Annotated in this window: 27 protein-coding genes and 1 tRNA gene; 19 read left to right on the forward strand and 9 right to left on the reverse strand. The window is 46.3% G+C overall.

The features are described 5' to 3' along the window. Nucleotides 1-157: 157 nt before the first annotated feature. Entirely contained in the window at nt 158-802 is a 645-nt protein-coding gene (locus tag MKY35_RS08815; RefSeq protein ID WP_342446150.1) for a TlpA disulfide reductase family protein, read from the forward strand. 39 nt (nt 803-841) lie between these two features. Here MKY35_RS08815 and cimA read toward each other — a convergent pair whose 3' ends face one another. After that, the gene (cimA, locus tag MKY35_RS08820) at nt 842-2,458 is read right to left on the reverse strand and encodes a citramalate synthase (protein WP_069011086.1); all 1,617 of its coding nucleotides are present in this window, start codon (nt 2,456-2,458) and stop codon (nt 842-844) included. A gap of 292 nt (nt 2,459-2,750) precedes the next feature. On the opposite strand from cimA, the gene MKY35_RS08825 reads away from it, so the two are divergent. From MKY35_RS08825 to MKY35_RS08835, 3 genes are all read left to right on the forward strand, one after another. Next, nucleotides 2,751-4,031 (forward strand): DNA polymerase IV, encoded by a 1,281-nt coding sequence (locus tag MKY35_RS08825; protein ID WP_029516719.1) that lies wholly within the window; start codon nt 2,751-2,753, stop codon nt 4,029-4,031. Between the two features lie 158 nt (nt 4,032-4,189). After that, nucleotides 4,190-4,432 (forward strand): ferredoxin, encoded by a 243-nt coding sequence (locus MKY35_RS08830; protein WP_013309730.1) that lies wholly within the window; start codon nt 4,190-4,192, stop codon nt 4,430-4,432. A gap of 267 nt (nt 4,433-4,699) precedes the next feature. After that, the gene (locus MKY35_RS08835; protein WP_342446151.1) at nt 4,700-6,124 is read left to right on the forward strand and encodes a L,D-transpeptidase; all 1,425 of its coding nucleotides are present in this window, start codon (nt 4,700-4,702) and stop codon (nt 6,122-6,124) included. 27 nt (nt 6,125-6,151) lie between these two features. On the opposite strand, the gene MKY35_RS08840 is transcribed toward MKY35_RS08835, so the two are convergent. Beyond that, nucleotides 6,152-6,298, reverse strand: coding sequence for a hypothetical protein (locus MKY35_RS08840; RefSeq protein WP_023988033.1), 147 nt, complete (start codon nt 6,296-6,298; stop codon nt 6,152-6,154). A gap of 218 nt (nt 6,299-6,516) precedes the next feature. Between MKY35_RS08840 and MKY35_RS08845 the strand changes: the two genes are divergently transcribed. Genes MKY35_RS08845 through MKY35_RS08855 form a run of 3 tightly spaced genes read left to right on the forward strand, consistent with a single transcriptional unit; the run spans nt 6,517 to nt 9,028 of the window. Beyond that, nucleotides 6,517-7,611, forward strand: a complete 1,095-nt coding sequence (locus MKY35_RS08845) for a quinone-dependent dihydroorotate dehydrogenase (protein ID WP_029516721.1) — start codon at nt 6,517-6,519, stop codon at nt 7,609-7,611. 34 nt (nt 7,612-7,645) lie between these two features. Beyond that, a complete protein-coding gene (locus MKY35_RS08850; protein ID WP_023988035.1) occupies nt 7,646-8,458 on the forward strand; it encodes a GTP pyrophosphokinase family protein in 813 nt (270 codons plus the stop codon). Beyond that, nucleotides 8,459-9,028, forward strand: coding sequence for a DUF309 domain-containing protein (locus MKY35_RS08855; protein ID WP_039270022.1), 570 nt, complete (start codon nt 8,459-8,461; stop codon nt 9,026-9,028). It abuts the gene before it with no gap. 85 nt (nt 9,029-9,113) lie between these two features. Here the strand turns inward: MKY35_RS08855 and MKY35_RS08860 are convergent, their stop codons facing one another. Further along, entirely contained in the window at nt 9,114-9,641 is a 528-nt protein-coding gene (locus MKY35_RS08860) for a thioredoxin family protein (protein WP_039270024.1), read from the reverse strand. 163 nt (nt 9,642-9,804) lie between these two features. Between MKY35_RS08860 and MKY35_RS08865 the strand changes: the two genes are divergently transcribed. Next, the gene (locus MKY35_RS08865) at nt 9,805-11,469 is read left to right on the forward strand and encodes an RsmB/NOP family class I SAM-dependent RNA methyltransferase (protein ID WP_342446626.1); all 1,665 of its coding nucleotides are present in this window, start codon (nt 9,805-9,807) and stop codon (nt 11,467-11,469) included. Beyond that, the gene (locus MKY35_RS08870; protein ID WP_069011089.1) at nt 11,466-12,248 is read left to right on the forward strand and encodes a pseudouridine synthase; all 783 of its coding nucleotides are present in this window, start codon (nt 11,466-11,468) and stop codon (nt 12,246-12,248) included. Before MKY35_RS08865 ends, MKY35_RS08870 begins: the two co-directional genes overlap by 4 nt. A 125-nt stretch (nt 12,249-12,373) precedes the next feature. Here the strand turns inward: MKY35_RS08870 and MKY35_RS08875 are convergent, their stop codons facing one another. Then, nucleotides 12,374-13,555, reverse strand: coding sequence for a GGDEF domain-containing protein (locus tag MKY35_RS08875; protein WP_342446627.1), 1,182 nt, complete (start codon nt 13,553-13,555; stop codon nt 12,374-12,376). Nucleotides 13,556-13,760: 205 nt separating this feature from the next. Between MKY35_RS08875 and MKY35_RS08880 the strand changes: the two genes are divergently transcribed. Then, a complete protein-coding gene (locus MKY35_RS08880) occupies nt 13,761-14,885 on the forward strand; it encodes a glycosyltransferase family 4 protein (protein ID WP_029516727.1) in 1,125 nt (374 codons plus the stop codon). Here the strand turns inward: MKY35_RS08880 and MKY35_RS08885 are convergent. Then, nucleotides 14,882-15,988 (reverse strand): membrane protein, encoded by a 1,107-nt coding sequence (locus tag MKY35_RS08885; RefSeq protein ID WP_029516728.1) that lies wholly within the window; start codon nt 15,986-15,988, stop codon nt 14,882-14,884. The genes MKY35_RS08880 and MKY35_RS08885 overlap by 4 nt on opposite strands. 140 nt (nt 15,989-16,128) lie before the next feature. On the opposite strand from MKY35_RS08885, the gene MKY35_RS08890 reads away from it, so the two are divergent. The 5 genes from MKY35_RS08890 to MKY35_RS08910 all read left to right on the forward strand — a co-directional run bounded on the left by MKY35_RS08890 (nt 16,129) and on the right by MKY35_RS08910 (nt 18,646). Further along, nucleotides 16,129-16,734, forward strand: coding sequence for a DedA family protein (locus tag MKY35_RS08890; protein ID WP_039270030.1), 606 nt, complete (start codon nt 16,129-16,131; stop codon nt 16,732-16,734). 84 nt (nt 16,735-16,818) lie between these two features. Then, nucleotides 16,819-17,391, forward strand: a complete 573-nt coding sequence (locus MKY35_RS08895; protein WP_039270032.1) for a xanthine phosphoribosyltransferase — start codon at nt 16,819-16,821, stop codon at nt 17,389-17,391. A 101-nt stretch (nt 17,392-17,492) separates the two neighbouring features. Next, nucleotides 17,493-17,837, forward strand: coding sequence for a hypothetical protein (locus MKY35_RS08900; protein ID WP_007429850.1), 345 nt, complete (start codon nt 17,493-17,495; stop codon nt 17,835-17,837). A 140-nt stretch (nt 17,838-17,977) separates the two neighbouring features. After that, nucleotides 17,978-18,199 carry a hypothetical protein gene (locus MKY35_RS08905; RefSeq protein WP_342446152.1) on the forward strand — a complete coding sequence of 74 codons (222 nt, stop codon included), beginning with the start codon at nt 17,978-17,980 and terminating at the stop codon, nt 18,197-18,199. Between the two features lie 117 nt (nt 18,200-18,316). Beyond that, on the forward strand, nt 18,317-18,646 hold the full coding sequence (locus MKY35_RS08910) for a carboxymuconolactone decarboxylase family protein (RefSeq protein WP_013309744.1): 330 nt from the start codon (nt 18,317-18,319) through the stop codon (nt 18,644-18,646). A gap of 141 nt (nt 18,647-18,787) precedes the next feature. On the opposite strand, the gene MKY35_RS08915 is transcribed toward MKY35_RS08910, so the two are convergent. After that, nucleotides 18,788-19,324, reverse strand: coding sequence for a hypothetical protein (locus MKY35_RS08915; protein WP_342446153.1), 537 nt, complete (start codon nt 19,322-19,324; stop codon nt 18,788-18,790). Between the two features lie 222 nt (nt 19,325-19,546). Here MKY35_RS08915 and MKY35_RS08920 point away from each other — a divergent pair. From MKY35_RS08920 to MKY35_RS08930, 3 genes are all read left to right on the forward strand, one after another. Continuing rightward, nucleotides 19,547-19,631: transfer RNA gene (locus MKY35_RS08920), tRNA-Leu, on the forward strand. Between the two features lie 177 nt (nt 19,632-19,808). Further along, nucleotides 19,809-20,321, forward strand: a complete 513-nt coding sequence (msrA, locus tag MKY35_RS08925; protein WP_342446154.1) for a peptide-methionine (S)-S-oxide reductase MsrA — start codon at nt 19,809-19,811, stop codon at nt 20,319-20,321. Nucleotides 20,322-20,445: 124 nt separating this feature from the next. Next, nucleotides 20,446-21,381, forward strand: coding sequence for a divergent polysaccharide deacetylase family protein (locus MKY35_RS08930; protein WP_342446155.1), 936 nt, complete (start codon nt 20,446-20,448; stop codon nt 21,379-21,381). Here the strand turns inward: MKY35_RS08930 and MKY35_RS08935 are convergent. Next, complete coding sequence (locus MKY35_RS08935; RefSeq protein ID WP_340931893.1) at nt 21,356-22,117, reverse strand: N-acetylmuramoyl-L-alanine amidase; 762 nt, start codon at nt 22,115-22,117, stop codon at nt 21,356-21,358. The genes MKY35_RS08930 and MKY35_RS08935 overlap by 26 nt on opposite strands. A 208-nt stretch (nt 22,118-22,325) precedes the next feature. Here MKY35_RS08935 and MKY35_RS08940 point away from each other — a divergent pair, with 208 nt between their 5' ends. Then, nucleotides 22,326-22,517, forward strand: coding sequence for a YqzE family protein (locus tag MKY35_RS08940; RefSeq protein WP_029516735.1), 192 nt, complete (start codon nt 22,326-22,328; stop codon nt 22,515-22,517). A 102-nt stretch (nt 22,518-22,619) separates the two neighbouring features. Here the strand turns inward: MKY35_RS08940 and MKY35_RS08945 are convergent, their stop codons facing one another. Both MKY35_RS08945 and MKY35_RS08950 read right to left on the reverse strand, forming a co-directional pair. Beyond that, nucleotides 22,620-23,876, reverse strand: coding sequence for a hypothetical protein (locus tag MKY35_RS08945; protein ID WP_342446156.1), 1,257 nt, complete (start codon nt 23,874-23,876; stop codon nt 22,620-22,622). A 58-nt stretch (nt 23,877-23,934) separates the two neighbouring features. Beyond that, nucleotides 23,935-24,885 (reverse strand): YqhG family protein, encoded by a 951-nt coding sequence (locus tag MKY35_RS08950; protein WP_342446157.1) that lies wholly within the window; start codon nt 24,883-24,885, stop codon nt 23,935-23,937. Between the last annotated feature and the right edge of the window lies 1 nt (nt 24,886).

Here is a 24,886-nt window from a genome sequence, read left to right on the forward strand (position 1 = left end):
GCATTCATATACACATCAAAACAGCAAGTTCGCGATTTCGTGGGTTTGCTGTTTTTTTTTGCGTCCTGTTCAGATTTAGAAGGTTAGAGCTGGGAACAGTATGGGCATCCTATGGAGAAGGTAAGGGCCATTCAGATGAAAGACAGGTGATAAGACTGTGAAAAAATTTCTTTTCATCAGAGCGATGATTATACTGGTTGTGGTTGGGGCTTCATGGGGAGTTATTGCAAACACAACTTATGCAGCAACCCTGTCCATGAAAAATGCACCCTTAAAAGAGGGGGATGGTAGAGAAAAACTTGAAGCTGAGAAAGAGGTAGAGGCTGAAACAGATGCGGTAGAGGTAATGAAAAAGATAAAGCCTGGTCAACGGCTTCCTTCTATGATTTTAAAGGGGTTAAACGGCAAGACCTACGATGTAGGGGCCACGCGCAATAAGGCTTTGGTTATTAGCTTTTGGGCTTCATGGTGCGATCCGTGCCGATTAGAAGCGCCTATGCTGAATGAGTTGTATAGTAAGTACAAAGATGATGTAGATGTGTATGGTATCAATGTAACTCGTTATGATCGATTGGAGGATGTACAGAAGTTTTCCCGCTCTTTGGATCTCCAGTTTCCCATTTTACTTGATGAGCAAGGAGTATTGTTTGAACGAGTTGGAGGGGTGGCTTTTCCAACTCATGTAATGGTTGATCCTCATGGACAGGTCAGCGAAATCATCATCGGCATGCTCAGTGAGCAGGAGTTGGAACGCAAAATAGAAACTCTTCAAAAAAAGAAGGTGTCTTTGGGAGCCGAGTAGACCGCCAAAGGCACCTTATAAGCTCATGCGAGCAACTGATTAATGATTAACTAATCCATGATGAGTAAGCTCTGACTGATCGTTTGTTGGAGTTGGTGCTTCCAACAATGCGTAACGGAAGCTGTCCAAGAGAGCTTCCCAGCTGGCTTCAATTACATTTTCGGATACGCCTACGTTACTCCAGACGTCCTCGTAATTTTTAGACTCAATGAGCACACGTACCTTGGCGGCGGTGGCATCCTTTTCGTCAAGCACACGTACCTTGTAGTCGGCCAAATGCATGTCCCGCAAAGCAGGGAAATATTGAGAAAGAGCCTTGCGGAGTGCGTTATCGAGCGCGTTGACAGGACCGTTGCCTTCAGCTGCCGTATAGACACTCGTCCCTGCGACATTCAGTTTCAAGAATGCCTCGGATACGACCGGGCGACCGGCTGTTTTCTCTACCAGCACTTTGAAGGACTCAAAAGAGAACATTTCCTTCACTTCACCACCTGCTTCACGAATGAGCAGTTCCAGCGAAGCGTCCGCGCCTTCAAACTGGTATCCCTGATGCTCCAGTTCCTTGATGCGGCTAATTACGCCACGTGCCTCATCACTGGATGGGTCAAGGGTGATGCCCAGCTCTTGCGCTTTGGATACCACGTTGCTTTGCCCGGCCAGTTCGGAGACCAAGACCCGCTGCTTGTTCCCCACAAGTTCAGGAGCGATGTGCTCATAAGTTCGCGAGTCGCGCAGAATGGCTGACACATGAATGCCCCCCTTATGGGCAAAAGCTGCATTGCCAACATAAGGCTGGTTCACAGGCATATTGACGTTGGCGACTTCACTCACAAAGCGGGCTGTATTGTGGAGTTGACTTAACTTCTCGGTATCTAGACAGTCGTAGCCCAGCTTAAGCTGCAAATTAGGAATGACGGAGCACAGGTTAGCGTTACCGCACCGTTCACCGTATCCGTTGATAGTACCCTGAACCTGCCTTGCGCCTGCTTGTACAGCACTTAGAGAGTTCGCTACTGCCAATTCGCAGTCATTGTGTGTATGAATACCCAACTGTGACCTCGTTATCTGGCTTTGCAGCATAGTGACAATTTCCTGAATCTCATGCGGCAGGGTACCGCCGTTTGTATCGCACATCACGAGCCAATCCGCGCCTGCTTCTTCAGCTTTTTTCATAACGGCCATTGCATACTCGGGATTGTTTTTATATCCGTCAAAAAAATGTTCGGCATCAAAAATAACCTCCATGCCCCCTTGCTTTAAAAAGGCGATGGAGTCATAAATCATAGACAGATTTTCCTCCAGTGTCGTCTGTAAGGCAGTGTGTACATGAAAATCCCATGATTTACCCACAAGTGTAGCAGCCTGAGCGCCGGATTCCAGAATTCGTTGCAGATTGACATCCTGTGCTGCGATGCTATCTTTGCGGCGCGTGCTGCCGAAGGCGACAATCTTTGCCCGAAGGCCCAGTTCTTGTACCCGTTTGAAAAATTCGATATCCTTGCTGTTGCTTCCGGGAATCCCGCCTTCAATATAATGAACACCGAGATCATCGAGTTTTTTGGCGATTTTCAATTTGTCATCAGCAGACAAGCTAATTCCTTCTCCTTGAGTGCCGTCTCGCAGCGTTGTGTCAAAGATAGAAATAGCGGTGGACATGAGGGACTCCTCCTTTGCGGATTGCTCAGATTGGTGATATTCTGCTTTTTTAAGCACATTAATTTAGTTGTTTAACGCTTAAAAACAGGAAAGCGTTAGTTTGTCGTGTTCGTATGTTAGTCGATTATATCAACTTATGACTTCAATTGTAATATATAATTATCATTTTTAGCCGCAAAACCTTTATTTTTTATGTAAAATAGAAATGGTACTTAAGGGTATCTCAAGTGTAAAATCAAAACACATATTCCCGCGATGACGGGTGAATTTACAGTTAAAAGAAGGGTTGAGCATGAAAGATGTCAGTGCTTATTATCCGGTTGGCGGGCGAGTTATTCTGCATGTGGATATGAACGCATTTTATTGTTCCGTTCATGCCGCGGAGGAGCCGGAGAAATATGAGGGACTACCTACCGCGGTGGCAGGCAGTAGTGAGTTGCGCAAAGGTGTAATTGTAACCTGCTCTTATGAAGCCCGACGATTGGGCATTTCAACAGGAATGGTCGTTCAGCAGGCTCGCCGGATCTGTCCACAGCTCATCGTAATACAGCCTGATTTTCACTTGTATCGTCGTTATTCCAAAGCATTTATGAGCATTGCATATTCGTATACGCCTATGCTGGAAGCAACTTCAATTGATGAGTGCTATCTGGATATTTCTGGATCCAAACAGTTTGGAACACCTATGGAAATTGCTGAGGAAATCCAGCGCAGAGTAGAAGACGAACTGGGTCTGCCCTGTTCCATTGGAGTTGCTCCCAACAAGTTGCTGGCCAAAATGGCCTCTGATCTGAAAAAACCGCGCGGGATTTCTGTTCTACGTTTGCGTGATGTACCCAACATTTTGTGGAACCTACCTTGTGGTCAATTGTTTGGTGTGGGCCGCAAAACGGCAGATAAGCTTCTACAAATGAACATTCGCACCATTGGGCAACTGGCTAAGGCTGATGAACATATGCTGGTTGGGGTATTCGGTGTGACGGGTTCGTGGTTAAAATTGGCTGCTAACGGGATTAATCATTCTCCAGTCAGCACTGAGCGGGAGCCAAACAAGTCTATCGGCCACACGACCACCCTACCTATGGATGTGGTCAAACTGGAAGAAGCCCAACGGGTACTTCTTAACATTAGTGATCAGGTAGCCCGGCGGCTTCGACGACACGGTATGCTGGCAGGAGGTATACAATTGACGATTCGGACGCCGGATATGAAGACCTTTACGCGTTCTCAAGTCAGGAGCACTCCTACGGAAAGTGCAGAGGACATATATAAGGAAGCTTGTGCGTTATATCGTCGCCATTGGGGAGAAGATAAGCCTGTGCGCTTGCTGGGGATTACGCTACAGCAGCTTATTCCAAAGGAGGAAGCGGCCGTTCAAATGGATCTATTTGAATACCAGGATCAGCCCAAGAAAGAAAGCTTATTGAAGACGATGGATGCACTTCGCGACAAGTTTGGCGAAAATGCAATTTTGACCGCTGGGATGCTGGGAGATGATCCTTCGGTACTTCTTCGCAACTCCAAGTTGCGCGGAACTTCGCTGCAAAAAGACAATCTACCAACTCCGGAGTGAACTTTTGGATAGATTAGTGCAAGCAGAAGCTTACGTTATAAGCATTTTTTACATGAAGGATAAAGGAAAATAATTTGTAATAATATTGGGTTTGTATTAATATGTGAATAGAATGCAAAAGCTGGTTTGTTTGATTGTATAGGAGGAAGAGAAAAGTTATGGCTAAATACACTTGGGTAGAAAAAGATACATGCATTGCTTGCGGAGCCTGTGGCGCTACAGCACCAGACATTTATGATTATGATGATGAAGGTTTGGCTGAAGTGATCTTTGAAGGGGATGCAAACCAAGGCATCAAGGCGATCTCAGAAGACCTGTTTGATGATATGCAGGATGCTTGTGACGGTTGCCCTACGGATTCCATTAAAGTAGCAGACGAGCCGTTCAATAAAGAAGGTTAAGCGTAGGCTTCTTTGATAGGCACAGCACCGACAGTTCCCTTCGCCGTATAACGGTGAAAGTAAGCTGTTGGTGCTGTTTTTTTAGGTTATAGAATGGTTCAGCGGAGCTGAACCATTCTATAACCGCAAGAAAAACTTCTGCCAAGCGCGGTCTGGCTTCTGTGAAAGTACGTCGATAGACGTTTTTCTTATGTGCTGTCCATCAAGTCTATTTTTACCGATATACATAATAGGAAGTATGCAAGATTACACGATCAGGAGGATCCGATGAACCATTCGCCTCATCTTAAATCGTATGTGAAAAAACACCCTGATAATAAAATGGCCTGGTATTTACTCGGCAAAGAGTATGAGAGCAGCGGTCAGGAGGGCAAAGCAAATTATTGCTTCAATCGCGCAGGAGAAGTGTTCGAAGCCTTCGAGCATAAACAGATTCCGGCAGACGTATGGATGGAATATCAGGATAAACTGGTTCAGATGTCCAAGGAGAAGGAGCGAAGAACGGCTCGAACACGTCACCTGTTAACTGCGTTAATGGTACTACTGCTCATATGGGTTCCTTCAGCTAATTCACCGAGACCTTCAAATGAGAATACATTTGATCCATTCGGAACTGAGCAGGCAGCAATTGATAATATTGAAGTTACGAAAGTGGCCACTGCTGACCCGAAGGAGATGGCCCAGATCGGTGTGGTTGGTGGTGTGTTTACGGCCCAAGCTCGAAAAGGGAGTGGTGCTGGAACGGGACTTACTGATATGTTGGCTAAGACTAGCCGACTGCCGTCCAAGACTACGGTGTTGGGCATGGAGCAAGGGGGCTCGTGGCTGCTCTGGAGAGAGGGCATGAAACCATTACTTAGTGTACAGAACAAAGGAAACGGTGGATTAGCTGTTCAGTCTTACGACGCTGCTGCGTGTGCTTGCAAGCCGCCAGACAGTGAAAATCTTCGCAAAGCAGGTCTAAAGTGGGCTGCTGGACAGGAGGAATTAGCTGTGCTGAATAGCTCCATGCGTGCTTTTCGCTCACAGCATCAACGTCTTCCCCAGAGTCTTGATGAACTGACTCGAGACTTTCCTGCTAACACGATGTATGGTACGACAGACGGGATGAAGAAGGCTTTTACACCTATGCGTAATTTACTTGCTTCACCAGGAAAGGGAACAGGGAAGCCAGTAGATTTAGACGCAGACTTGTCGGCCGAAAGCAGCCCACTACTGGCATCGTCATTGCACGGAAGACCTTTTCTGGGGCAACCGCTGCGAATTGTAGTGGACAAATCCAAGCATAGGCTCGCCCTGGTAAGTGGCAATGTACTTATTCGAAATTATCCTATCGGTTTGGGTGGAGAAAGAACACCAGAAGGGAAATTTGTGATTACCGATAAAGTAGTAAATCCGAACGGCAAATCCAACGGTGAGTTTGGCAGCCGTGGAATGCAACTGTCTGCAACGAATTATGCCATTCATGGCACGAACGAGCCGGACAGCATTGGCAAAAATGAGTCTTTGGGTTGCGTCCGAATGGGTAAAGAGGATGTGGAGGAATTGTTTGCACTCGTACCTTCGGGTACGGAGGTAGTCATTGGTAACGGCGGATTGCCTGATCAAGTGCTTGTGCCTGGTTCTCGATTTACAAGTGAGCCGCAGCATGACCAGACGAATCCCCGCAAAACCTATCACTGGCTAAATTAAAATTTTGATGCTATTGCTACTTGGTGTTTAACGATTTCCTGCTTGTGCTAAAACAATGACCAGAATAATTACAATGATGAGGAGAACAAAGCTGACGGCGGTCCATACAATCGCTTTCTTGTTCACCTCATCCTTTTTCTTTTGCAGACTGGGCGGCTTGCGCTTGGTCTTCATATCAGCAATCCCTCTTTTCTAACGAGCTAAGGTCTTGTCTTACTATGTCCATTGTAAATGGTTTGATTATACATTTTCAATGACATCTCCATGACAACTGAATTGTTCTGATGTTGCACCTCGCAAATTACTTTCTTTTTGGTATGGAAAAAGCTAAACTATTTTGTAGAGATGTTTTTTTAGGATTGTGCAAGGGCATAGAACGGAGTGGATGAATCGTGTTGTATCGAAGGATTGCGAAACCTGTTTTTTTTAAAATGAGTCCAGAAACGGCCCATCATGTAGTCATTGACGGTTTAAAACATGCGGGCTCACTTCCTGGTGGAGCAGCGACACTGCGAGGAATGTACGGAGTCAAGGAAACGGAGGATCTTGCCGTTGATCTGTTTGGCATTCATTTTCCCAACCCGATTGGACTGGCTGCAGGACTGGATAAAAATGCAGAAGCGGTTACTGGTTTTTCTTCCATCGGGTTTGGATTTATGGAAGTGGGAACGGTGACACCTGTGGGACAGCCCGGTAACGATCGGCCACGTTTGTTCCGACTGCCTCCCGATGAGGCATTAGTCAATCGGATGGGCTTTAACAATCTGGGTGCTGAGAGCATGGCGAAGCGTCTGGCTGCACTCAAACATCGACCTGTTCCGGTCGCAGTTAATATCGGCAAAAATAAAATCACGCCCAATGAGGATGCTCATAAGGACTATGAAAAGTGTATTTCCGCACTGTATCCGTATGCGGACTTCTTTGTAGTGAATATTAGCTCGCCGAATACGCCGGATTTACGAAAGCTCCAGCATGGTGATGAACTGAAGTCGTTATTGGAAGCGGTTCGGGCAGAGATGGGAGTCCAGGCGAAAAAGTATGGCAATGCCAAGTCTGTACTGGTTAAAATTGCGCCAGATGTATCGGATGAGGAATTGGAATATATGACAGATGCGATTGCTGCCAGTGGAGTAGACGGCATTATTGCGACCAATACAACGATATCCAGAGCTGGTTTGACGCACCGAAATGCGAGTGAAACAGGAGGGCTGAGTGGTAAGCCGCTGCGTGACCGTTCCACAGAGGTCATCGGACGGGTGTACCGCCAGACGGAAGGTAAGCTTCCTATTATCGGATCAGGCGGTATATTCACGAGTCGTGATGCCTATGACAAAATTAAAGCAGGCGCAAGTCTGATTGAAATTTATACAGCATTGATCTACGAAGGGCCGGAAGTAAATAGAGCTATACATGCTGGCCTGCGTGAGCTGCTTCGAAAGGACGGCTTTAGACACATTACCGAGGCTGTTGGTGCAGATCACAGATAAAAAAGTGTTGTCGGAAGAGACAGGAGGTACGGGGATGGACGGAAGAGACTGGGGAACATTTTTACTGCCATACGATCAGGCGGTGGAAGAGCTTAAGGTCAAGTTCAAAACAATGCGTGCGGAGCTGAAAAAGCGCGAAGAATACGCTCCTATCGAATTCGTAACCGGACGGGTTAAAAAAATATCAAGCATCCTCGATAAGGCGAAGAGATTACAGGTTCCTTCTGATCAGCTGGAGACGGGAATCGAGGATATTGCAGGCATTCGCATTATGTGTCAATTTGTAGAGGATATTCGGCGGGTGGCCGAATATATCAGAAGACGTAAGGATTTGACCGTACTGTATGAAAAGGACTATATCACCAATTATAAAGACAGTGGCTATCGCAGCTTTCATATGATTGTGGAGTATCCGGTTCAGACAGCAGTCGGGCTGAAAATCGTGCTGGCAGAAATTCAAATCCGTACTTTGGCTATGAATTTTTGGGCAACCATAGAGCATTCTCTTAGCTATAAGTATCGTGAAAGCTTGCCTGATAATATGCGCACACGGTTGAAAAAGGCAGCTGAGGCAGCCTTTGTATTGGATAATGAGATGTCTTCCATGCGTCTTGAAATATTGGAAGCGCAGAAAAAGTTCGAGGATGAAGCCAATATCGTATCCAAAGTGCTAACAGGCATGCATCGGCTGTATTTCTACCATAAGATCAGTGAAACGATTGATGCGCAGCGCAGATTTAATGAACTGTGGGAACGGCACGACATGGAAGGAATCAAGCTGCTTCACGATGAGGTCAAAGAGATGCTAGAAGCCTCTACCAAGGAAGAAGACAGGGATGAGTATTAAATGGCACACCTTTCCTACGAACCGCTGTACGTGACTTATTTGGTATACTTCAATCGGGATCGGGATTACTTTGAATGTCATGAGGTACTGGAAGAGCTGTGGCTTAAGCTGGACCGTGACCCTGTATATAAAGGTTTGCTGCAAGTTGCTGTAGGGCTGTATCATTTTCGGAATGGTAACTATCGTGGTGGACATATGATGCTGGATAGTGCGGTCCACCGGTTGGAGCATGCTCCTTCGCAGGCGCTGGGCATTAATATGGTGAAGCTGGTGGAAGAGGCGCGCATTTGCGCTCGTCAGCTTGCTGAAGCTGTTATGACCGGCACGGAAGAGCTTCAGCAACAACCGCCGGTTTATCGGGATATGACGATTGAAATCGTCGAGCCCGGGTTGCGCCGGGCCGTGGAGAAGGCATCGTCGTCTATTCCGGTCAACATTCCGCAGCAAAGAGGTCCTCGGCGTGGGGAAAAGCATGAGCAGCGTCAGCAGGCGCTGGAAGCTTCTATTAGGCGAAGACAGGCCGCTGGCGGCTCAGGTTCTGTCTCAGCGGAAACGAAGGATGCACCTTGAGTTTGAAGCGCATGATAAGCAAGCAGCCCGATCCGTTTCATGAGGATCGGGCTGCTTTATCGTTTTCAGGTGTGTGAAGGTTTGCCTAGGAGGTTACGTTCTTTTTATATTTCTCAAAGAAGGCTTTGAAATCGTCGAGTGTGTATCCATTGTCCGAAGGATTTTCCTTCAACCCGCCTACCATACGTTCCTTTTCCACGCCTTTTTCGTAATAAATGAGCGTAGGGGTATACTCAATCTTATACTTGTCCCAGCCATCCTCATACTCACGCAGGTTAAATTCGTGCATCGTGATGTTCTCCTGCTTGCTCAAAGGCAAGAGCTTGGGAGTAGTGGCGCGGCAATGCACACAGTCGGAGGCGAAATGATAGACGAAAAAGTTTTCCTTTTTGTCAATTTTGCTCTGTAAATCTTCCGGCTTAATAATTTGCTGATAGTTCGGGTCATTCAGCAGCTCTTGAGTAGCAGGATTTAACGAGGCTGTGGAAACGCCATACAGCTTGTTTTTAGTGCCTGAATTTAAAGCGAGCAGCACACCAATCAAAATGACCAGCACAACAAAAAAGCCGATGACAGGTATAAGCTTTTTTTTGTTGGATTTTTGTGCGTTCAATGCAATCTCTCCTATCAAAATTCAAAATATGCAGCTATGAATCTTATTATTATACAACATTACATCTTGTAGTGAAAGTTTGTAAATCACACGGATATTGCGGGATAACAGGTTGAATATGGTACAATAAAATTTATTTTAAAAGGACAGGATGATTACGATTATGGGTGTACAGCTCCCCACAGCATTTGTAAAGCGCATGGAGCAATTGCTCGGCGAAGAATTTGAAGCATTTATGACTGCCTATGACCACACGTCCCATGCCGGGATTCGCGTCAATACATTAAAAATTCCGGTAGAGGACTTTAAGAAACGTTCTCCGTTCGAACTGCGGCCGATTCCGTGGTGTGCCACGGGTTTTTATATTCCGCACGGTACAAAGCCGGGATTACACCCTTACTACCATGCGGGGCTGTACTATGTACAGGAACCGAGTGCAATGTCTCCGGTTGAGCTGCTCAATGTAGCTCAGGACGAAGCTGTATTGGACTTATGTGCTGCACCGGGCGGGAAATCGACCCAAATAGCTGCCAAACTACAAGGAAGCGGCGTATTGGTGACAAATGATATTAGCGCGGACCGAACCAAAGCGTTGGCTAAAAATGTGGAATTGTACGGTGTGCGTAATGCCGTGGTACTGAATGAAAGCCCGGATCGAATCGCCGATGCCTTTCCACATTTTTTTGACAAGATACTAATTGACGCACCTTGCTCGGGAGAAGGTATGTTCCGCAAGGATGAGGACATGGCAAAACAATGGGAAACGCATTCGGTAGATAAATGTGTAGTCATGCAACGGGACATTTTGCGTGTAGCGGCCTCAATGCTGAGCGCAGGAGGGAGAATTGTCTATTCGACCTGCACCTTTGCGCCAGAAGAAAATGAAGGAATGATCGCAGAATTTCTGGAGGCTCACCCCGATTTTGACGTAGTCCCTGTTTCATCAGAAGCAGGCTTTGCACCAGGCCACCCGGAATGGATGAGTGAAGAGGTCGCGTCAGCATACCCCGAGCTGCGGGGAACAGCACGCCTTTGGCCGCATCTCGTAGAGGGAGAAGGCCATTATATCGCTGTATTGCAGCATCAGGGGGGGCATGCCGCTGCGATAGAAGATCACACTGAATCGGAGGATTTGACTCCGTTTGAGGACAAAGATGATAGGGCATTGAACATAGATGCAGCGTATCCACGGAAGAAGCCGTTTTTGTCCGTCAGGGAAGCGCAGACGCCAAGCCGTCAAGGAAGACTTGGAACTGGTGAGCCTAAACGAAGTGGAAAAGGAATGGACGGGAAATCCGGTAAAGGAAAGTCCGCACGCGGCTTGGGTGGCAATAAGTCCCGTTCTGGCAAAGAAAATGTAAAATCCGCTGTACGCTCCCCACAGGATGTGCTGGAATCCTATCACCAATTTGTGAAGGAGCAGCTGGAAGTGTCTTTTACAGGCTATACGGTGGTTTATGGAGATCGCATTTATCAGTCGCCACTGGCATCACATCGTTTGGACGGCCTTAAAGTGGTGCGACCAGGCTGGTTTATGGGTACTGACAAGAATGGTCGCTTTGTGCCTTCACACCCGCTGGCGGTGGCATTACGCTCTTCAGAGGCGGTTAGAAGCATCAATCTCTCCAGTTCAGATGCTGAGGCCATCCGGTATTTAAAAGGTGAGACCTTGTCCATCCCCGTTGAGAGAATGGCACTGCGGAACGAAGTCCAGCCCAAAGGCCATACTCTCGTGTGCATTGATGGTTATTCGGCTGGGTGGGGCAAATGGCAGGATGGCATGCTCAAAAATGAATACCCTACAGGCTGGAGGTGGACATCGGTATGAGTGGAAAAGGGAGACAAACGCAACGTTTGGATAAAGTTTTAACCCATATGGGATATGGCACCCGTAGTGATATCAAGCGACAGGTGAAGCAAGGGATAATCACGGTAAACGGGAAGACCACCAAGGATAGTGGCTTACAGGTTCATCCATACCAGGATCAGATTGAAGTGAACGGGGAACGTGTTGTTTTTCGGGAGTATATTTATATCATGCTGCACAAGCCACCAGGTGTCATCTCTGCAACTGAAGATACAAGGGAGCGGACGGTACTGGATTTGCTGAGTGCGGAGGAACGACATTTTGAGCCTTTTCCAGTAGGACGTTTAGATAAAGATACAGAAGGACTATTGTTATTGACCAACGACGGTAAGCTAGCGCATGAGCTACTTTCTCCACGGCGGCATGTTCCTAAAACGTATGAAGCTACCGTGTCGGGTCATGTCACGGAGGAGGATATTCTTCAATTTACAGCAGGAGTGGAACTGGATGATGGGTATGTTACCCTTCCCGCACAGTTGACTATTCTTCGCCACGAACATCCGTACCAGGCAGATGGAGAAGTCATTTCCTATATTTCGCTTGTCATCCATGAGGGTAAATTTCATCAAGTGAAGCGTATGTTCGAGGCGGTTGGTAAAAAGGTGACCTATTTGAAAAGAACGGCCATGGGACCATTGAAGCTGGATGAACAGCTTCCACTGGGCAGCTATAGAGAGCTGACTAGTGAAGAGCTGGCATGGATCGGCCGGGATATAGCATCTGCAACGTCAGAAGTTTGACGGGTAGATTAAATATAAATGACGCACAGGCTCTTATGAGATTCCTGTGCGTCATTTTGTGGTATAGGCAACCAGACAGAGAATTATTCAAACTCAACTTTTTACAACGAATCGCAGTTTGCAATTTATTGTGCGCGTGCTGCCCGACTTTTTTTCACTTCGGCTGCTGTATAAGCTGTAACCTTGTTTTTACCTGTCGTTTTGGATATGTACATCGCTTGATCGGCCTGCTTGACCAGTTCATCCGGGTTCATTTCCTTCTTCACTGTACTGTGTCCGACACTGATTGTGACAATGCTTTCCTCCGCGACCCGCTCGCGGATACGTTCTGCGACATGTCCAACCTTGGCACGTCGATCCACAACCATTGCGACCAGTTCCTCGCCACCATATCGTCCGGTCAGTCCGATTTCATCCAGTTCATCCTCCATAATCTGTGCCACCTGTTTGAGTACTTCATCGGCACGAGCATGACCCTGCGTATCATTCAGCTTTTTGAAATTGTCAATATCGCAAAAAATGACCGACACGCGGATTCCTTGATCCATATATCGCCGTAGTCGTCCTGAAAAATATTTGCGGTTATATAGCCCTGTCAGGCCATCGGTGATGGAAGAACGGTAAATCCTTTGGAGCAGCTCCACAATCCGTTCAAACAGGATGAGGAATAACGTAGTGTAGTACAGCAATGGTAAAAATGACATATATAGGACTGTGTTTGACCTGCCAGCTTCTTCAGGGATATCATTTCGCAGCCACAAATAGCCGACCCAGAGCAAATACATGAATAAGCCCGCTAGATACTTCTTTGGCTGTCCGATTCGTGGGGTGATAAACACAAGGCTCAGTATAAGCACCAGTACTCGATAAAATAGAGTGAACCCAACCAGTTTCGCTGCGCTGATCCAAGCGGGCAACAAACCTGCTGTCCAGGCAGTAACAGGCAATATCAATAACGCACCCAGCAGTAGCAAGGTCCATGTCTGCACACGTTTTAGCTTCCGGTATAGTTGAAATACGGCGGCATTGATGAGTACGAAGGCAGACGCCTCCAGTACATTTTTCCACACGGTTCCTTGGAGTTGCATCTTGCCTCCGCCTGCTGAATAGAGATTCATGGCTTCATATGTCATAATAATAATAGCGGCAACTGAAAAAAGGATATAGGCTTTTTTTCGTTGTCTGCTATATATGATCACGCACATCAGTGCCATCATGAGTATAATATACAAACCGCAGGCTGCACTTACGGCCTCGGCCAGAGATGGGAAACCCAAGGTTCCCGATAAGGACAACAACGTCAACATCACCGACTCCATTTGCAAAAATAGTCAATCTATTGAACGGATGATATCGTTCCGATACAATAGACAGGATTTATCCCATTTAAAATGTTATAATTTTCTTTTGTGACTAACATTTATTCTCAATATATCATCTTTCAGAAAATCCGGAAACCTATACATACATCTGTGATCCGGGCAGTTTAATGCTTGAAAGGGGAAGCACGTCATGAAATTGCTACAGGCTCTCTTTTTCCCACCCGAGCAACCGGGAGGTGTTTCATCCATGATTCCATATCTGCAAGAGCGATTTACATCCCCCCGTTGGGAAATGGAGCTATTTTCAATCCCTAAACGGATTCGTAACAAGGGTAGGGACGAAGTAATTTTTGATACCTTTGACTGGACGAGATATGAACAATATCCAATCGTTCAAAAATATATTCAGACGTACCGTGACTATTTGTGGTGGACCCGGCTTCGTATTCAGAAGCCCTATGACCTCATTCATGCTCATCACCCCATTGCCGGGATTGCTATGAAAACTGTTTTTCCTGACATCCCGCTTGTACAGACGATTCACTCTTCCTATGAGAAGGAGTTAATCCTAAACGGGAAAATAGAGGAGAACGGGCCTGAACACCAATTCTTGGTATCACTGTACGGGGAAATGGAGCAGAAGGCGGATCGCCTGATAGCGGTATCTCATTCTTTTCAGCATTATTTAACTCCTTACGTTCAGAATCCGCAAGACATTGCAGTCATTCCGAATGGATATGATGAGAAGCGCTTCAAGCCCATTCCACACGAAAATGAAGTGACACAGCTCATAACCGTTTGCCGCCTTGTTCCGGCGAAAGGATTGGATATTTTATTGCGGGCCTGTGCTGAACTTAAAAAAAGAAATATGGAATTTGTGCTTCATATTATTGGAGATGGCCCGGTTCGCCCTGAGCTGGAAGAGATGGCGCGAGAGCTCGATATATACCATGAGACGATTTTTTATGGATATACCCTTCATCCAGAAGAGTTTATGCCTTTCTTTGATGTATTTGTTTTGCCTTCTCGAGCGGAGGCCTTTGGTTCGGTATTTGCGGAAGCAGCGTTGAGTTGTCTGGCATTGGTAGGCACAGAAGTGGGAGGAATACCGGAGCAGATTGAGGATGGGGTCAATGGTCTGCTCGTGCCACCCGACCATCCGAAGGCACTAGCAGACGCATTAGAAAAGGTCATCGCTGATCCTGCCTATCGTTATGAGTTGGCTAGATCTGCCTGCGATAAGGCTAAATCAAGCTATTCTTTGAGTCGAGCGGTTAACGAGTTGAAGAAAATGTATTTGAAATTTCCACACTAACCATGACGAGTATCACCTGGTTTGGGATCAGAATGCCGAAGGCTGGAGTGAGGACGTGAGGAACGGAAAGGTCTCCCGCGTCCTGCCATGATCAGTTTACTAACCCACATCAGACTGAGCATCCCGAAAATAGGATAAAGAACAGATAACAGTGAGCTAAAGCCGAACTGACTGATTAAAAAACAGGTGAGCATAATGAATAGTGTGATGAGCTTGGGCGAAATTTGGACATGCTGACGAATTTGCAGACTGACTCCGTAAATGTCGGCCACAAAGGTACTGAAGATTTCCATGAAAATGAGTAGAATGTATATGATTTCGACAAAGGCACCCAGACGGTAAGCAATGCTTCCCATAGGGATTTCAAATTGCTGAATACCCGGCATATGTGCTGACATGGCAAAGTGTGCAGCCATCAGCATAAACCCGACACCAACTCCGCCCAAAACTCCGCCCCAGCGGATGGTTCTTCGGGAAAAGGTTTGGCTGCCAAGTGGTACAAGCACGGCTTGGGCCATAGTTAGGTTGAAGGACGTGTACAGCAGTGGAGAGAGCAAGGTTCGAAATGTACTGTGATCTGTCGTATTCGTAATAAAACTCTGAGGATTGGGCATGGAGAGCGTGCTGTGAACGAGCAGAAGAGACATGATGATCATCAGAGGGACAACCACGGTGTTCATGTGTAAGATGGCTTTAATGCCTTTACTTAGCAGCAAATAAGTACCAATCAGTGTAATAAGCAGTCCGGTTTGGTAATGCAGGTGAAGGTGCTCTACAAAAACAGAGCCGGCTCCTGCCAGCATGACACTGTTTACGCCAATCAGCACGATGAGCGTGAACCAGCTAATCCATTTCCCGGCATTGGCGCCAAAAAGATGTTTGTTCAGGTCCTCGTAGGATTTGGCTGAAATATCATGAGCGATCAGCATCATTTTCGTACCCAACCATACAAATATGATTGTGGACAGCATAATAGTGAGAGTAGCCCAACGACCATACTGCGTAAAAAATTGCAGAATTTCTTGTCCGGTAGCAAATCCGGCACCGACGATTGTACCGATGTATGTAAAAGCAATCTGAAAAACATGAATATTACGTTTCATCCCCAGTCCCTCCTTGCCTGCTTGAATAACGCTGCAGCGAGCATATAATACAAACTATGTTCAACTGAAATAGGACATGACTGGATGAGACTGAAAATAATTAAAGTGAATTAATGAATAGCTTGACGGGAGCGTAATTTATGGGTCAAATCCTTGCATGGATACTGGAATACGGATATTTGGCAATGTTCGGCTTGCTTGCACTTGGAGTAGCAGGTATGCCGATACCCGACGAAGTGCTAATGATCGCCTTCGGCGGGCTCGTGTCTCAAGGGCACTACAACTTCATTGCTGCACTGGCAGTCACATTTTTCGGTAGTATGACGGGTATGATGCTTAGCTACACACTAGGGCGTCTGCTGGGAAAACCACTTTTGCATCGATACGGAAAATGGGTGAGGCTTACGCCTTCTAGGATTGCCTCTTCTGAAAATTGGTTTGGGCGCTATGGTACCTGGGGAATCCTGTTCGGATATTTTGTCCCCGGCTTGAGACATGTATCCTCATATCTGGCAGGTACAACCCGTCTAGGCGTTTTTCGCTATATCTGTTATGCATCAGCAGGAGCTTTGCTGTGGTGCGGTACATTTTTGGGGATTGGACATGCGGTGGGCATGCATTGGGAGCAGGTGGCGAAGCTAATGGAGAAGGTGACGCATCGGGTAGGGCTGGTCGTTATTCTTTTAATTGTTGTGGGAGGAATCACCGTATGGTTCTGGAACAAGCGTAAAAAAAATGTCACATGACCGCATGGAAAGCAGCTATAGCTTGAAAGCGGCGGGTGAAGTATGGTACTTTTACCGCATAGGAATGCCGTGGGAGGTCATGTAATGGAAGTATTAAAGGAACGAATTATAAATGAAGGCGTGATTGCATCAGATCAGGTACTGAAGCTGGATGGTTTGCTTAATCACCAAGTTGATCCAGAATTGACAATGGCAATGGGACGAGAGTTCGCAGCACGTTTCCGGGAAGAGAAGATTACCAGAGTAGTGACCGTGGAGTCCTCAGGTATTGCCATCGGGTTTGCGACAGCTTTGGAATTGGGTGTCCCGTTGGTATTCGCTCGTCGTAAAAAGACCCTACTAGCTGATCCAGACGCGCTGTGTGAACGCGTACCTTCGTTTACTAAAGGTATTGTTACGGATATTATGCTGTCTCGTCAATTTATTCACGAAGATGATCGTGTTCTTTTCATTGATGATATTATCGCTAATGGTGATGCGGCGCGAGGCATGGTTAAAATCATTCAACGCTCCGGAGCTGAGTTGGTTGGATTCGGTGTCGCGGTGGAAAAAAGCTTTCAGGCCGGAGCGAGAACCATCCGTGAGCAGGGTATTCGTGTAGAGTCATTGGTCAAAATTTCGTCGTTAGCGGACGGTAAGATTGAGTTTGCTGAATAGTAACAATTCAAAACTCCTGTTCCTTATTTCTAATAATAACCTTTGCATGAGCTTCAATTTCGCTTATAATATAGTTAAGGTTTTGGAGAGGAGGCAGCAACATGGGGAAAGAACAATTAACCGAACAGTTTTTTCTGGAAAAACTGGCAGCGGCTAAAGTACACTTTGAGCGTGCCTTGGATTGTAAGCATACGGAATTTGACGATTTGTATCCCTATATGATTGAACATCCTCAGTTTTTTTGGTATAAACGCTATGTGGCCTGGTCTGAGTTGTTGACGTTGGTTAACCTATGCGAAGAATTGTCCTTCTCTTGGAAAGAAGAATTTACTGCTCACCAAGTGGAGTATGTAGATCAGCGAGTGTTGTCTGCACAAGTGCTGGACTTCTGGTACGAGAAGAACGATACAAAAGAACATGATCACAGTGTAAATCAGTCGGGATAATTTGTCGCTCTGTTGGCAATCCATATAAGTAGTAAGTGAGAAGAGACCTAAATGATTCATTTAGGTCTCTTTTTAAACTTTTTCATGCATAGAATCATGGTCGCTGTGTTATTAAAAAAGTGTATAAGGAGGGGACAAGGATGATTATGGACGAAGAATTGGATGCTTATCGACTCTCCGGTGAAAAGGTGCGTGTCGTACGCGATGGATTGGAGACCAACGATGTTGTTGGCATTGTACTGGCATGGGATGATGAACAGGTGCTTATTCGCCGCCAGAATCGACGTGTGGTCAAATTGGATCGCAGCTATACATATCAGCCGTTCAGCGAGCCACGTCACAATTCGATAGATCTGGATTAGGAATGGGTTCCAAATGGGTGTTGGATAAAAATAACTGGGTGATTCATTAGGCATACAGAAACTCTAAATCGGACACAGTAATGAAGGAAAATCCAACAGAGAGGACGTGCTGTGTCAATGACGGTTATGGACGAAAAAGTACATGCATATAAGGATCAAATCAGCCATTTGGAAGATCAGTTGCCCGAGGTAGTTCATGCATATCATCGCTTTACCGGAGAGTGCTTTCAAGCCGGCAGCTTAGATGAGAAAACCAAGCAACTGATTGCACTAGGCATTGGCTTATTTGCCAACAATGAAGTATGCACGTTTTATCACGTAGACGAGGCGCGGTCCAAAGGAGCTAGTGATCAGGAAATTATGGAGACCATTGCTGTAGCCGCAGCGGTAGGTGGAGGACATGCTCTAAGTCAAGGGGTTACGCGTGTACAGAAGGCGTTGCAATAAAGCGAATCATTAATAGATATGCTTATGCTTCATCTTAGCGGTTATAGATCGATCTGGATATATGATGGATATGGAAAGGAGCTTCCGAGCACAGTTGGTGTCTGCGGAAGCTTTTTTTTTTGCGTGTTTATTGTGCGGGGATTATGCTCTTCTGCTTGCGGCAACAGCAGCGGGGCGAGACGTTTTACGCTTATAGGCCAAAGAGGATGTAACCAAACTTCGATCAACGATGCGTAGGGGGTTGGAAGTTGAATTGTTTGGTAATTCGGCGCGATGTTTCTCTAGTAAAGGAAGGGCAGCTGTATGGGGCATAGAGGTTGAGAGCCCCAGATATGCTCGCATCCGCTCATACATTTCTTTGCGGAATGCTGGCATTGCCATACTGAACTGCTCTTTATTGCCTTTACTTATATAGGTGGCGTGAACGCCGGAGGGGTTTTGTTGTATGTCCAGAACATGAATGTGATATTTATTAAATTCATGTTTTACTTCAGACAGTAGGATTCCGGTACGATCTACACCTGCGTTAACCATTTCGACATAAAGATCAGGGGTTTTCAGCATACCGCTTTCTTCAAGAATTAGGCTGTCCCGCTCAAATACTTTTTGAATAAAGGTAAGGAGCAGATAACTTTTCACAAGAGACCATTCATGCTGAGTAGTATCCAAAGAGGTCATTACCATTCACCGCCTTAGGAAAATGTGATGATAATTCATAAACAATTGAAGAAAAGGAACGTTTATTCCTGAGAACTTATGTTCTTATTTTAGTTTATTATTCCTTTTTTATCAAGAGGAAATTAACGAATATAAAAGGTTTGACATCTTGATATGTGCATGGTATGATCTATCTTGTCGCTAAGAAAGATTGATCTTTCGAGGATAAACGATAATTTATATGCGGTCGTGGCGGAATTGGCAGACGCGCACGGTTCAGGTCCGTGTGGGCTAACCCCCCGTGGAGGTTCGAGTCCTCTCGACCGCATCCATTAGAAAAGGTCTATAGAATTGCTCTCGTAGCAGTTTTAGAGACCTTTTTCTTATATTTCTGGGGATTTGCTCATAGTTTAAGCTGAACACGTTTCTTGTCTTCACGCAAACTATGGATTTCCAGATATGATAGAAAATTTTATGATGAAGTTATTGAAAGGTTGGATGTAAGATGGAGAAAGCAACTTTTGCAGGTGGGTGCTTCTGGTGTATGGTGACTCCGTTTGAAGAGCAGCCGGGCATTCATGGCATTGTGTCAGGATACACTGGAGGAACGATTCCCAATCCCACCTATGAGCAGGTTAAAACAGGAACTACAGGTCACTACGAGGTGGTGCAGATTACGTTTGAGCCTGAGCTGTTTCCTTATGAAAAGCTGCTCGAATTATATTGGCCACAAACAGACCCTACCGACGGGGAAGGTCAATTTCAGGACCGGGGCACACAGTATAAACCCGCAATTTTTTATCATACAGAGCAGCAACGTGAGCTTGCGCAACAGTCCAAGGAGCAGTTGGCACAAAGTGGACGCTTTGATAAGCCAATTGCAACGGAGATCCTTCCGGCTTCGATTTTTTATCCAGCAGAGGTTTATCATCAGGATTACCACAAGAAAAACGTGAAGCACTATAAGGAAGATCGGGCTCAATCGGGCCGTGATGAATTTATTGATAAGAACTGGTAAGCGGCTTTAACATACGTTTTTACGCACGATAAGGCAGATTAAGGAGTATTCCATGGTCTGCCTTATACATATTTAGACGAGGTTACTCACACAATGAAGGGACAGAGAAGGAGGCTGACCCGCAATGAGTACACGACGGAAGCTGCACATGAGAAATATAATAAAAAAGGCTTTAAAGGAATCTCGCGGTCGGAAAGAGCCAGCTTATGTACCTGTATTCCATTCAAGCTCCAAAATGCGAAGAACCGTAGTACTCTGTATTTCGGTATGCATGTTATTCATGGTCTGTAGTACTGGTGTTGCAGAAGCAATAGACAAACAGGACGAGTCGCAAAGGATGGTTGCTGTCATTATTGACGATCTGGGAAACAATATGAAAGGGACTGAGCGAATTTTAAATTTACCCGTTAAGATTACCGTTGCTGTGATGCCTTTCCTGCCTACTACCAAGCAGGACGCTATGGAAGCGCATAAGCGTGGTCATGACGTCATCGTTCATCTTCCAATGGAGCCAAAACAGGGAAAGCCCGAATGGCTTGGACCCGGAGCAATTAAGGCTAATATGACGGATGATGAAGTACGCGCTAAGGTGACAGCAGCCATTAAGGATGTTCCTTATGCGATAGGGATGAACAACCACATGGGTTCCAAAATTACTTCAGATAAGCGCATTATGTCCATAGTTCTTGATGTTTGTAAGGAGCATGGACTATTTTTTGTCGATAGCCGTACTAACTATTGGTCAGTGGTGCCTGAGCTTGCCGCTAAAAAGGGAATGCCACCGGTACGCAATGATGTTTTTCTGGATGATGTCCATACCCTCTCCCATGTGAATCGGCAACTTACAAAAGTGTTTGAATGGCTGGATGAGCACAACACCTGCGTAACGATTGGGCATGTCGGCGTGTCGGGCATATACACATCCTCCGCTCTTCATTCGTCGGTTCCCAAGCTAAAGGAGCAGGCCAAATTTGTGGGTATTAGCGATTTGGTGCGAGCTGTATGGGGATGGACGGGAGACCCAGCCACCAACACTACCAGGCCGTCAGATGCGCAATAATGCCTTCGGCAATAGCTCCTGCAATGCTTTTTTGACCACGATCCTCAGAAAGCATAGCTCTGTCCTGTTCGTTACTTATAAATCCGGTTTCCACAATGACAGCAGGGTGCTGGATTTTATTCAAAAGATAAAAGGGTTTTCCGTACACTGTTTTTCTATTCATGCAAAATAAGCGGTTTAATGAATGCTGAATCCGTTCAGCTAACAGATAGCTGCTGCCTTCATCCTGATACAGCACAATGGGTCCCCGTTTTTCGGCACGTTTGGTCCAATTGACATGCAGGCTTACAACCAAAGCGGTGGGCAGTTGTTCTGTTAGGCTTTTACGTTGGGCGAGGTCTTTAAGATGCCGGGATTTGGACTGTAGCCAACGGTTGTCGTCACTCAGTGCGTAATCCTTGTCCCGATTCAGAACAGCAGGATATCCCTGGGATCGTAAAATCAAGTACAGCTTTTGAGCAATGGCGAGATTGATGTCTTTTTCCAAAATTCCTTTGTGACTTGCTCCACCATCCACACCGCCATGGCCTACATCAATCAGGACAACGGGCTTAGCAAAAGCGTGATAGGACGAATGTACGTTGGGCGGAACATCTGTATACTTGTTCGGTTCGTTACTTTTATCGTCGGGCTGAGCAGCTATATAGGTAAATGGGGCAAATACAGCACTGCAAAGGATGCATAGACTCAATCCCAGCCTTGTCAGCCCTATCTTGTTTAGCTTTTTATTCCGCACGTTCTATTCCTCCAGTGGACGAATTAATTATTTACTGATTGAAGATAGTATGTTCCATTTAAGGGAAACCATGCATAGTTATTCCCACAGGGGTTAGACCTTTTGGAAAATGAGCAAGCTAGTTTTATCTGCACCTAACGTGTAAATCCGATATTTCCAAGCAACGTAAATGGAAAGGATGGGCGCAGATTGAAGGAGGTCATGGAGGATGGCGAAGAGTGACGAACTGGTGACGTATATTACGCAGCGGATTGTTCGCTATATGGAAACGCCGCGTGATGTTCGGCGCAGTCAAAAACAAGCCAGAGAGCCGTGGGGGAGTAAATGGTTTGGCATGTTGCCTCTCGCTCTGAAAATGTGGATGAAATCCACACGCAGAGGGCGAAGGGAGCGACATTAAACTCGCCAAAGAGACCACAAGAGGCATAGGGTATGCCATTTTGAGGTCTCTTTTTATGTTGTAGGGATTATTCCGAATCATTATCATGTTTCTTTATTATAACTAGGAGTCCAAACGATAGAATTCGCCAGCTGACAATAACTTTTTTAATGGTACAAATCGGGAAAGTCCATGATGGTAGGTTAACGCATATAAATTGGGTTGGGACGGATGATCTGGGGATGTCCAGGACTGATACCCACTAATGGATAAGGGACCTCCAAAGGCAAAATTGATACCTGTGGCAGAAAATATAATACGCGGCGAAATACTCAGTGTATCCATAAATTGGCCTGTGTTACGGACGGAAAGCTTTTGCTTGGGTTGAAGCCACCCCAGGTCGTCATAGGGATCGAAAGGAGCAGACGAGACCGTAACCGCCTGCGCCTGTGTTTTCAAAAAGGGAACAGATGAAGAGAATACGTTGTTCTGAAGCTTATGTTTCCAACTCCCATCTGTCACTTCTACAGGTAACGGATCGCCAGTCACAGCATCAATACATATTTCGCTGCCTGTAGAGGAACGGACCAGCCAGTAGGCTAGTAGTGGTTCCTCATACATAGGTGTGATTTGCAGCTTGTCGATAGATGAAAGATCAGTATCTGTGAACGACACCAGGGATTGACGAAGTACATCCATACTATAAGGCCCACCCGGGCCATTCCCGTATTCGTTGAGTTGATATAAGCCTTTTGAGTCTGATCCGATAATCAGATAGCCGATATATTCTCCCGCACGGTTTACTTGAACAAGCCAACTATGGGTTCCAGGTCCGAGCGGATGATAGCTAAGCTCAGCATCTTTCCACGAGGCAAAAGGGGGCTGCGAAGATAGGGATTGCACTGTGTTGTTCGCAGCCTGTTTTACGTCTGCGGGCACGCCTTGCTCCTCAGTAGGAAAACTTGCAGAAACGTCACCCGGGGAAGAGGTAACCGGACTCGTGGAGTTCAATGGAGGAACCCACGAGCTTTCGTTGTAGAGAGACACCGAGTTTAAATTGTTGCTTTGTGCGACTGAGGGAGCCGCATGAATGGAAGCGAACGGACAGACTGCGGACAGGCCGATCAGAACTGCTGCGATCATACCTATGCTATAGTGCCCGGAATGACTCTTCTTCAATGGTATCCACCTTTCTGTCGGCTTGATTGCCCGACGGAGGCATTCTTTTTTATCCAGCATACAGCCTGTCCCATAAAAAGACTGCTGCACCTTGTCGGCGTAAATGTCATATCCAGGTTCGCTTTTTGCTGTCGATACATAGGGGACATGTTTAACCAAACTTGTGGTTACAGCAGCGGAAACTGATGTAGGCTGAAGCAAGATGTTACAAGCTGACGATATTTCTGCAATTCTCCTGCGAAGGAGCGAGAGATATCGGTTACCGCAGATGAAATATCCCGCAGTTAATGGCGGATACGAGTACCTTTGGCTCATATTGCCATACCATTTCTTTACGGCGGGCTTGATGCTGCTCGGATATGGCTTCTTTTTTTTCCTCTTCCTCTTTCTGCTCCTTGATTAGATCTTCGTAGTAGTGGTCAATGACCTCCAATTCCTCGCGCAATCGTTCCTTCGCCTGCTCAGCCCAACCATAATCTTGCTGACGGAGTTGTTCAGTGAGGTAGCTTTCAAGCGAGGTGGAAGCTTCCGGGACAGATAGCTTGGCAGGCTGTACATGCATATTGCCCGCCAGAAGCGGGCTGAGCTGTCGGGTTTCGAGCATGGCGCCAAAATCGGTTACAATGGTGCCGCTTTTGAGCGAAATACCTAGCCAATGAAGTTCCTCACGCTTCAAATCGCAAGCGAATTCAATTTTATAGCAGATGCTGAGCCAAGCTTCATAGACTACGGGAGAGCGGGCAGACAACTGACGGGCATCAGGCTGCTCAAACAAATAAACATATTTTCCTCCATCTCGTGCGGCTTCAAAAATTTGGTGCAGCCGACGGCTTCCATATCGAAGCTCCTCCTGCAAAATACGTCCAGGTCCCAATTGTGGTAATGTCGGTACATGACCGAAGTAACGCCCCATGACCTGATCTTGTACTGCGTTGCCTGATACTGGAGTTGGTGGCGTATGATCTGCTAAACGTTCCTGTTCTGTGCGATAGGCTTCCGCATCAAAGATGAAAGTGAAGGACATCGTCTGCGCTGGAACGCCAGTACGCTCTACGTATCCCCAATAGTAGGGGCGGTTTGTTAAGGCTTTATCCGCTTCTGGAGAAAGCTTGACGGTTACATGGTGGGGTGACCTCTCAATGACACTGCATCCGGTAGCTTCCAGATAGGTGTGGACAAAACGCTGGACTTGCTCTGCATCCATGGTCAAA

The organism is Paenibacillus sp. FSL L8-0638 (assembly GCF_038593075.1).
GTDB lineage: Bacteria > Bacillota > Bacilli > Paenibacillales > Paenibacillaceae > Paenibacillus > Paenibacillus polymyxa_D.

Excerpts from the sequence above, each read along its gene's own strand:
- cimA (WP_069011086.1), bottom strand. The coding sequence starts at position 2,458 with ATGTCCACCGCTATTTCTATCTTTGACACAACGCTGCGAGACGGCACT.
- MKY35_RS08825 (WP_029516719.1), top strand. The coding sequence starts at position 2,751 with ATGAAAGATGTCAGTGCTTATTATCCGGTTGGCGGGCGAGTTATTCTG.
- MKY35_RS08830 (WP_013309730.1), top strand. The coding sequence starts at position 4,190 with ATGGCTAAATACACTTGGGTAGAAAAAGATACATGCATTGCTTGCGGA.
- MKY35_RS08835 (WP_342446151.1), top strand. The coding sequence starts at position 4,700 with ATGAACCATTCGCCTCATCTTAAATCGTATGTGAAAAAACACCCTGAT.
- MKY35_RS08840 (WP_023988033.1), bottom strand. The coding sequence starts at position 6,298 with ATGAAGACCAAGCGCAAGCCGCCCAGTCTGCAAAAGAAAAAGGATGAG.
- MKY35_RS08850 (WP_023988035.1), top strand. The coding sequence starts at position 7,646 with ATGGACGGAAGAGACTGGGGAACATTTTTACTGCCATACGATCAGGCG.
- MKY35_RS08855 (WP_039270022.1), top strand. The coding sequence starts at position 8,459 with ATGGCACACCTTTCCTACGAACCGCTGTACGTGACTTATTTGGTATAC.
- MKY35_RS08865 (WP_342446626.1), top strand. The coding sequence starts at position 9,805 with ATGGGTGTACAGCTCCCCACAGCATTTGTAAAGCGCATGGAGCAATTG.
- MKY35_RS08870 (WP_069011089.1), top strand. The coding sequence starts at position 11,466 with ATGAGTGGAAAAGGGAGACAAACGCAACGTTTGGATAAAGTTTTAACC.
- MKY35_RS08875 (WP_342446627.1), bottom strand. The coding sequence starts at position 13,555 with ATGTTGACGTTGTTGTCCTTATCGGGAACCTTGGGTTTCCCATCTCTG.
- MKY35_RS08880 (WP_029516727.1), top strand. The coding sequence starts at position 13,761 with ATGAAATTGCTACAGGCTCTCTTTTTCCCACCCGAGCAACCGGGAGGT.
- MKY35_RS08885 (WP_029516728.1), bottom strand. The coding sequence starts at position 15,988 with ATGAAACGTAATATTCATGTTTTTCAGATTGCTTTTACATACATCGGT.
- MKY35_RS08890 (WP_039270030.1), top strand. The coding sequence starts at position 16,129 with ATGGGTCAAATCCTTGCATGGATACTGGAATACGGATATTTGGCAATG.
- MKY35_RS08895 (WP_039270032.1), top strand. The coding sequence starts at position 16,819 with ATGGAAGTATTAAAGGAACGAATTATAAATGAAGGCGTGATTGCATCA.
- MKY35_RS08900 (WP_007429850.1), top strand. The coding sequence starts at position 17,493 with ATGGGGAAAGAACAATTAACCGAACAGTTTTTTCTGGAAAAACTGGCA.
- MKY35_RS08905 (WP_342446152.1), top strand. The coding sequence starts at position 17,978 with ATGATTATGGACGAAGAATTGGATGCTTATCGACTCTCCGGTGAAAAG.
- MKY35_RS08910 (WP_013309744.1), top strand. The coding sequence starts at position 18,317 with ATGACGGTTATGGACGAAAAAGTACATGCATATAAGGATCAAATCAGC.
- MKY35_RS08915 (WP_342446153.1), bottom strand. The coding sequence starts at position 19,324 with ATGACCTCTTTGGATACTACTCAGCATGAATGGTCTCTTGTGAAAAGT.
- msrA (WP_342446154.1), top strand. The coding sequence starts at position 19,809 with ATGGAGAAAGCAACTTTTGCAGGTGGGTGCTTCTGGTGTATGGTGACT.
- MKY35_RS08930 (WP_342446155.1), top strand. The coding sequence starts at position 20,446 with ATGAGTACACGACGGAAGCTGCACATGAGAAATATAATAAAAAAGGCT.
- MKY35_RS08940 (WP_029516735.1), top strand. The coding sequence starts at position 22,326 with ATGGCGAAGAGTGACGAACTGGTGACGTATATTACGCAGCGGATTGTT.